This window comes from Thermophilibacter sp., assembly GCF_966187215.1.
In genome coordinates this window covers 1-7,773 of the sequence record NZ_CBIFYV010000108.1, presented here as the reverse complement: position 1 = coordinate 7,773, position 7,773 = coordinate 1, and the positions used below count along the sequence as shown (strand labels likewise).

Sequence of the window (7,773 nt, the reverse complement as noted above, 5' to 3'; positions counted from 1 at the left end):
CGCGCCGACGACCTCTACGCCATCATCGAGGACTAACTCCCTGTGTGGAAAATGGACATTCCCTTTTCCACCTTTGCTCGCAACGTGGAAAAGGGACAGTCCCTTTTCCACACTCGGAAAGGATTAAGCAATGGCTAAGGACATCGTTTTCGGCACCGACGCTCGCGCCAAGCTCGCCAAGGGCGTGAACACCCTGGCTGACGCCGTCACCACCACCATGGGCCCCAAGGGCCGCTACGTGGCCCTGCAGCGCTCCTACGGCGCCCCCACCATCACCAACGACGGCGTCTCCGTCGCCAAGGAGATCGAGCTCAAGGACCCCATCGAGAACATGGGCGCCCAGCTCGTGAAGGAGGTCGCCACCAAGACCAACGACGCCGTGGGTGACGGCACCACCACCGCCACGCTGCTGGCCCAGGTCATCGTCAACGAGGGCCTGCGCAACGTCGCCGCCGGCGCCAACCCCATCGCCATCCGTCGCGGCGTCGACAAGGCCGTGAACGCCGTCGTCGAGGAGATGAAGGCCAACGCCCAGGAGGTCTCCACCAAGCAGCAGATCGCCTCGGTGGGCACCATCTCCGCCTCCGACCCCGAGATCGGCGCCAAGATCTCCGACGCCATGGAGGTCGTGGGCAAGGACGGCGTCATCACCGTCGAGGAGTCCCAGACCTTCGGCATCGACATCGACACCGTCGAGGGCATGCAGTTCGATAAGGGCTACATCTCCCCGTACTTCTCGACCAACAACGAGACGATGACGGCCGAGCTCGACTCCCCGTACATCCTCATGACCGACCAGAAGATCTCCAACATCCAGGACATCCTGCCGATTCTCGAGGCCGTCCAGAAGCAGGGCGCGCCGCTGCTCATCATCGCCGAGGACGTTGACGGCGAGGCCCTGGCCACGCTGATCCTCAACAAGCTCCGCGGCGTGCTCAACGTCTGCGCCGTCAAGGCCCCGGGCTACGGCGACCGCCGCAAGCGCATGCTCGAGGACATCGCCGTGCTGACCGGCGGCCAGGTGGCCATGAAGGAGCTCGGCGTCCAGCTCACCGACGTCACCGCCGAGATGCTCGGCCGTGCCAAGTCCGTCAAGATCACCAAGGACGACACCACCATCGTGGGCGGCGCCGGCTCCAAGCAGGCCATCGACGAGCGCATCGCCCAGATCAAGGCCGAGTACGAGGTCACCACGTCCGACTTCGACAAGGAGAAGCTCCAGGAGCGTCTGGCCAAGCTGGCCGGCGGCGTGGCCGTCATCAAGGTCGGCGCGGCCACCGAGGTCGAGCTCAAGGAGATCAAGCACCGCATCGAGGACGCCCTGCAGGCGACCCGCGCGGCCGTGGAGGAGGGCATCGTCGCCGGCGGCGGCGTGGCGTTCCTCGAGGCCTCCAAGGTGCTCGACGGCGTCGAGGCCGCTGACGCCGACGAGAAGATCGGCGTGGAGATCGTCCGCAAGGCCCTCGAGGCGCCGGTGAAGACCATCGCCAACAACGCGGGCTACGAGGGCTCCGTCGTGGCCGAGAAGATCAAGGGCATGCCCGCCGGCCAGGGCCTCGACTCCGCCACCGGCGAGTACGGCGACATGATCGAGATGGGCGTGCTCGACCCGGTCAAGGTCTGCCGCGTCACGCTCCAGAACGCCGCGTCCGTGGCGTCGCTGATTCTCATCACCGAGGCCACCGTCTCCGACGAGCCCAAGAACACCACCATCGAGGAGGCCATCTCCGCGGCTGCTGCCCAGGGCGGCCAGGGTGGCGGGATGTACTAGGCCCACAGCCTCACCCGCTAGGTCGGCGCCCCCGGCCTTCCTGCGAGAAGTGCGCTGAAGCGGAACTTCTCTGCGGAAGGCCGGGGGCGCCTTCTCGTTTCTCGGCTGGGGTCGTTCTCGGGGCGAGGATGGCGCCTCGAGCCCCTCTCATCTCCAAATAACACGCAAAAAATGATTTTATAATCATATAATTGCTGGATTAAGGTTTGTGGATGTCAGATTTTGCGGGTTAATTGCACGCGAGGGGCGAGAAGGGCGAGAAGGAGCGAGGGACGGGGCGGCGCGCGTCGGGCGCGAGGCCGGGGAGCCGACGATGGGTCAGCGCTCGAGAAGGGCGTCGAGAAAGACGTCGAGGCTGCGGGCTCGCTCAAGGCGGGGGAGCACCCCTGGGTTGCCGAGGGCGCGCACCGTGCTGTCGAAGAGCTCCATGAAGCGCTCGCGATCCTCGCGCCGCACGGCGATCATCAGCACGACGTGGATCACGGGTCCTCCCCAGCGGACGCCGGCTCGGCTCGTGAGCACGCAGAACGCCGTGCGACGCGCGTTCATGTCGAGCGCATGGGGGATGGCGAAGCGCTCGAAGAAGCAGGTTGAGCCGGCGGCCTCGCGGGCGCGCACGGAGGCCGCGAACGAGGGGTCGACGGCGCCGTCCTCGCGCAGCCGGTCGCAGAGCTCGTCGATGACCTCCCCGCGCTCGCGCCGCTCCGGTCCGTCGTCGCGCACGAAGAGCCTCTCCGAGAAGAACGAGCGCATCGAGCGCAGCCGCGCAAGCCTCCCGCTCTCGGTGTGGTGGCGCAGCGCCCTGCCGATGGCGAGGAGGTCATCCGAAAGAAGCAGCGGCGAGACGATGACGTGGGGCACGGATGGGTCGGGCAGCCGCCGCGTCGTGACGACGAGGTCGACGGCCCGTGCCCGCGCCGCGTCGAGCGCCTCGGCGGCGTCGCAGCACACGCAGACGTCGACCTGGTCTCCGAAGCGGCGGACGAGCCGGTCGCGCAGGTCGCGGTCAACCGACTGGTAGGTGGTGCTGAGCAGCGCGACGCGCGCCCTGCCGCTGGCGCGCTCGCCCATGATGAGCCCGAGGTGGACGCACAGGAACCCGAGCTCCCCGTCGCGCACGGGCACGCCCAGGCGCTCGGAGAGAGCCCCGGCGACGACCTGGGCCGCCTCAAACAGGAGCGGGCAGCTTCGCTTGATGCCCTCGAGCAGGTCGTCGTCCTCCAGGGGGTGGGTCCCGGCGCGGCGCACCAGCTGTCCCACATGGAGCACGAGCCCGCGCAGCGCCGGGCCGTCCTCCACGGCGACCCCATAGGGCTCGAGCGCGGAGCGCACGATGTCGGCGATCAGCGCATCCTGACCGACGATCGGCTTGTCGGGGGAGGCCTCGCCGCACGTGGGGCGCAGCAGGCCCGCGAGCAGCGAGGCTATCTGGTCGACGTCCTGGGCCCCGGCGCGAATGGGCCATCGTCGGGCGTACGTCTCGCAGACGTCAAGGGCCACGCGCCGGTCGACGTCGCGCTCCCCGGGATCGCGCCTCGCGAGCCCGGGGCCGGACGGGCAGCGCATCTGAAAGAGGGCTATCGCCAGGCTCGTGGCGAGCCCCGTCACATAGCCGGGCTCGACGTAGCGCTCCTCGCGATGGGCGCAGCGTCTGACGACGTCGCGAACAAAGTCGAGGTCGAGCACCTCGGAGAGGGGCTCGACGAAGCCGTCCGCCGATATGCGGCCGGCGGCCTCGTCCATGACGAGCCGCGTCAGAAGCTGGCGGCGCCCGAGCTCGTCGCCCCTGAGGGTCACGCGGCCGCGCTCGCGCGCGACGTCAACGCCGTAGGGAGCGACGCGCTCCCGCGCCTCGCCCAGGACGCGCTCGACGGCCGTCCGGCTCATGAAGAGCCGCTCGCCCAGATCGTCCGCCGTGGGCCCGAGGCCTCCCTTCACGAGGTCGTAAACGATGGCCCTCAGCGCGATGTCCACGGGGTCCGCCTCGGGCGCTCGCGCCCCTCGCCCGTCGTGGGCGGCCCTCTCCTCGGGCGGGCCCTCCACCAGCCGGTAGCCTCGGTTGCTGCTCGCCACGACGCCGCCGCCCCGGTTGATGCGCGAGACGTCGGCCTGCACCGTGCGCACGGACACACCGAGCTCCCGGGCGAGCTCCGCGCCGGTGAGGGGGCTCTCGGCAAGAAGGTCTATGATGCGGCGCTGTCGCTCGCTCAGCAGTGCCACGCGTCCCCCTTGCCCCGGTCGTCTCTCGTCGGGTCACAGTGTACCCACGGCTCGCGCCCTTGCGGGGCACCCCGCAACAATCTGATTGCAGGACGTAACGCCAGAAGGTATCACGTGAGGTGAGGCGCGCGCAGGCGCGCGAGGACTCGTCAGAAAGGCGTGCGCATGGACAAGGAAGCGGTGCAGATGGCGTCGGTCGGCCTCATCGCCAACGCCGGTGACGCCTTCAGCCACTTTCGCGCGGCCGTCGACCGCGCCCGGGAGGGGGCGTTCGACGAGGCCGAGGCGGAGCTCGACGCGGGACGCGGGGGCATCGCCGAGGCCCACAAGGCCCAGATAGACCTGCTGGCCTGCGAGGCCCGCGGCGAGGACCTCGAGCTCACGCTCCTTCTCGTCCACGCACAGGACCACCTCATGAACGCGATGACGTTCGAGAGCGTGGCCCAGGAGTTCGTGGAGCTCTACCGCGGACGTCGCGGCGAGGGGGTCTCGTGACCGCCCCGGGCGCCGATCGCTTCCTCTGGGGAAGCGCCACGGCGGCCTATCAGTGCGAGGGCGCGTGGAGAGAGGCGGACAAGGGGCTCTCAAACTGGGACTGCTTCTGTCACAGCGCGGCCAACAACGTGAACCCCGTGACGGGCGACGTCGCCGCCGACCACTACCACCGCTTCGAGGAGGACCTCGACCTCATGGCGGAGGGCGGGCAGAACGCCTATCGCTTCTCCGTCGCGTGGACGCGGATCATCCCCGACGGCACCGGGGCGATCTCCGAGGCGGGACTCGCGCACTACGACCGCGTCATCGACGCCTGCCTGGAGCGCGGCATCGAGCCCATGGTCACGCTCTATCACTACGATCTCCCGCAGCCGCTCTTCGAGCGCGGGGGGTGGGAGCGGCGCGAGACCTGCGAGGCCTTCGCGCGCTATGCCCGCGCCTGCTTCGAGCGCTTCGGCGATCGCGTCCGCCTCTGGCTCACCATCAACGAGCCCAACTACGACACGCTCTGCTCCTATGCCATTGGCAACTACCCGCCCAACGTGCGCGACCTCGGCCGGCGCTGGCGCGCGATGTACCACATGCTGCTCGCGAGCGCCCTCGCGGTGCGCGAGTTCCGCGCGATCGGCATGACGGGGCAGATAGGGCTCGTGAGCGACTCCTACTACATCGACACGCGCGTCAAGAGCGAGGAGTACGCGGAGGCGGCGCGGAACGCGGACCTCTTCTTCAACCGGAGCGTCAACGACGTTGCCGTGCTCGGCGTCCTCCCGCCCGAGATGCGCGAGAGGCTCGAGGCGGACGGCTGCGACACCTCCTATGTGCTGCCCGGGGACGAGGCCCTCCTCGCGGAGGGGCGCGTGGACTTTCTGGGGGTGAACGCCTACGAGCGCGAGCTCGTGAAGCCGAGCGACGGCTCGCCCACGAACCTCTCGGCCAACAACACGGGCCGACCCGAGGACAACCACGAGAAGACCGTGCGCGGGTGGTTCACGCTCGACGCCGACCCGTCCGTCCCCAAGAACGCCTGGGGGATGGAGCTCTATCCGCGCTCCGTCTACGACCTGCTCATGGACCTGCGCGAGAAATACCCGCGCACACCCGTCTACATCACGGAGAACGGCATGGGGCATGCCGACGAGCTCGTGGACGGGCGGGTGCGCGACGACTATCGCATCGAGTACCTGAGGGGGTTCGTGGACTGGATCTGGCGCGCCCGCTCCGAGGGCTGCGACGTCCGCGGGTACTTCGTGTGGTCGACGATGGACCTCTACAGCTGGATCAACGGCTATCGCAAGCGATACGGCCTCGTCTACGTGGACTATGGGGATGACTGCCGCCGCATCCCCAAGGACAGCTTCTACTGGTACAGGGACACGATCAGGGAAAGGGGGGAATGACCATGGACAAGATCACCGGATTCATCGAGGCGCACATCGCGCCCGTGGCCAACGGCCTGGCCAAGAACCGCTACATCAAGGCCATCCAGAACACGTTCATGACGCTCATCCCGTTCTTCACCATCGGCAGCTTCGCGCTCATCATCATCGAGCCTCCGGTGGACTACACCACGCTCGACCCCGGCCCGCTGCAGGCGTTCTTCCAGGGCTGGGCCGGCGTCGCCGAGGTGCTTGCCGCGCCGCTCGGGGCGATCAACACCTTCACGATGGGCATCATGGGCCTGTGGGCGGCGATCGGCCTGTCGTACTTCCTCTCGCGCCACTACAAGATGAGCTCGTTCCTCCCGACCTTCCTGGGCGCGGCGTGCTGGCTCGTCACGTCGGGCGTTGACGTGGAGGGCTCCTTCGTGACCGACCACTTCGACTCCACGGGTCTCTTCGCGGCGATTCTCGTGACGATACTGGCGATCGAGCTCTACCGCTTCCTCACGTCCAGGCGCGTGGGCGCCATCGAGATCGCGGGCGCGGCGGTGCCGCCCGCCATCACGGACGCCTTTGCGAGCCTGGTTCCCTGCGCCATCGTCCTGGTGTGCGCGGGGGCGCTCTCCCAGGCGGTCATCGTCGCGACGGGCGTCACGCTTCCCGAGGTCATGACCGTGATCATGGCGCCGGTGGTGTCGCTCGCCGGCACGCCGGTCGGAATCTTCCTGCTCGGTCTCATCGTCATGCTGTTCTGGTGGTTCGGCATCCACGACTCCGTGATCACGAGCCCGCTCGACGTGATCAGCTACGCCAACCTCGACGCCAACATGACGGCGCACATGGCGGGCGTGGCGTCCACGCAGCTCCCGCACGTCCTGACCCCGCCGTTCTGGTGGACGTTCATGGCCATCGGGGGCTCCGGCGCCACCTTCGCGCTGGCGCTGCTGTGCCTGGTCTCGCGCTCCAAGCAGATCAGGACCGTCGGTCGCCTGGGCATCGTCCCGGCCTTCTTCAACATCAACGAGCCGATCATCTTCGGTCTGCCGCTGATGTACAACCCCACGATGTTCATCCCGTTCCTGCTCGTGATGCCGATCAACGGCCTGCTCACCTATGGGGCCATGGCGCTTGGTATCATTGGCAAGACGTACGCCTATGCCGGCTGGAACATGTTCGCTCCCATCGGGGCGCTGCTCTCCAACATGGAGGTCGCCTCGCTGATCTTCTGCCTCGCCCTCATCGTCATCGACGTCCTTCTCTACCTCCCGTTCTTCAAGGTGTACGAGAAGCAGAAGCTCGATGAGGAGGCCCAGTCCGGCACGACCGAGTAGGAGGGACAATGAAGCTGCTGCTGGTCTGCTATGCGGGCATGAGCACGTCGATGCTCGCCCAGCGACTCGTCGAGGAGGGCGAGGGGCGCGGCATCGAGGTGGAGGTCGAGGCGGTCCCGATGACCGAGCTCGAGTCCAACCTCGAGGGCGTCGACGCCGTGCTCCTGGGGCCCCAGGTTCGCTTCGCTGAGAAGGACGCGCGCGCCATGGTGGGCGACCGCGCACCGCTCATGGTGATCGCGCCCCAGGATTTTGGCATGATGCGCGCCGACAACGTGCTCGATCAGGCGATCGCCCTCATCGGCTGAGCGAGGGGGCGGGTCGGGGCCGCGCGTTTCCGGCGGGCCCGACCCCGCGCCCCCGAACGACTCGCCCGCTGTCGAGACAAGATGAGGCCCCGTCGGTCAGTGCGACCGGCGGGGCCTCGTCGTGCGGCGGGAAGCGGTCTACCCGACGAGCGTCTTGGTGATGCTCGCGGCGGCCGTCTTCGTCGGCGACGATGTAGCCCCACTTGTTGAGCTTGATGTCGCCGATCATCTTGGCGAACGGGTTGGCGTTGGTGCCGATGGCCGAG

Annotated in this window: 7 protein-coding genes; 5 read left to right on the top strand and 2 right to left on the bottom strand. The window is 68.0% G+C overall.

The features are described 5' to 3' along the window. Positions 1–130 precede the first annotated feature (130 nt). Positions 131–1,771, top strand: a complete 1,641-nt coding sequence (gene groL, locus ACWTSU_RS08430) for a chaperonin GroEL (RefSeq protein WP_455139674.1) — start codon at positions 131–133, stop codon at positions 1,769–1,771. A 318-nt stretch (positions 1,772–2,089) separates the two neighbouring features. On the opposite strand, the gene ACWTSU_RS08425 is transcribed toward groL, so the two are convergent. After that, a complete protein-coding gene (locus tag ACWTSU_RS08425) occupies positions 2,090–3,991 on the bottom strand; it encodes a BglG family transcription antiterminator (RefSeq protein WP_455139672.1) in 1,902 nt (633 codons plus the stop codon). A gap of 165 nt (positions 3,992–4,156) precedes the next feature. Between ACWTSU_RS08425 and ACWTSU_RS08420 the strand changes: the two genes are divergently transcribed. The 4 genes from ACWTSU_RS08420 to ACWTSU_RS08405 are packed head-to-tail and all read left to right on the top strand — an operon-like array spanning position 4,157 to position 7,507. Further along, on the top strand, positions 4,157–4,486 hold the full coding sequence (locus ACWTSU_RS08420) for a PTS lactose/cellobiose transporter subunit IIA (protein WP_455139670.1): 330 nt from the start codon (positions 4,157–4,159) through the stop codon (positions 4,484–4,486). Then, entirely contained in the window at positions 4,483–5,886 is a 1,404-nt protein-coding gene (locus tag ACWTSU_RS08415; RefSeq protein WP_455139668.1) for a glycoside hydrolase family 1 protein, read from the top strand. The genes ACWTSU_RS08420 and ACWTSU_RS08415 overlap by 4 nt, the downstream gene beginning before the upstream one ends. Before the next feature lie 2 nt (positions 5,887–5,888). Further along, positions 5,889–7,199, top strand: coding sequence for a PTS sugar transporter subunit IIC (locus ACWTSU_RS08410; protein ID WP_455139666.1), 1,311 nt, complete (start codon positions 5,889–5,891; stop codon positions 7,197–7,199). An 8-nt stretch (positions 7,200–7,207) separates the two neighbouring features. Beyond that, a complete protein-coding gene (locus ACWTSU_RS08405) occupies positions 7,208–7,507 on the top strand; it encodes a PTS sugar transporter subunit IIB (RefSeq protein ID WP_455139664.1) in 300 nt (99 codons plus the stop codon). Here the strand turns inward: ACWTSU_RS08405 and ACWTSU_RS08400 are convergent. Next, a partial coding sequence (locus ACWTSU_RS08400; protein WP_455139662.1) for a hypothetical protein occupies positions 7,497–7,773 on the bottom strand: 277 nt, incomplete at its 5' end. The two genes, ACWTSU_RS08405 and ACWTSU_RS08400, sit on opposite strands and share 11 nt — an antisense overlap.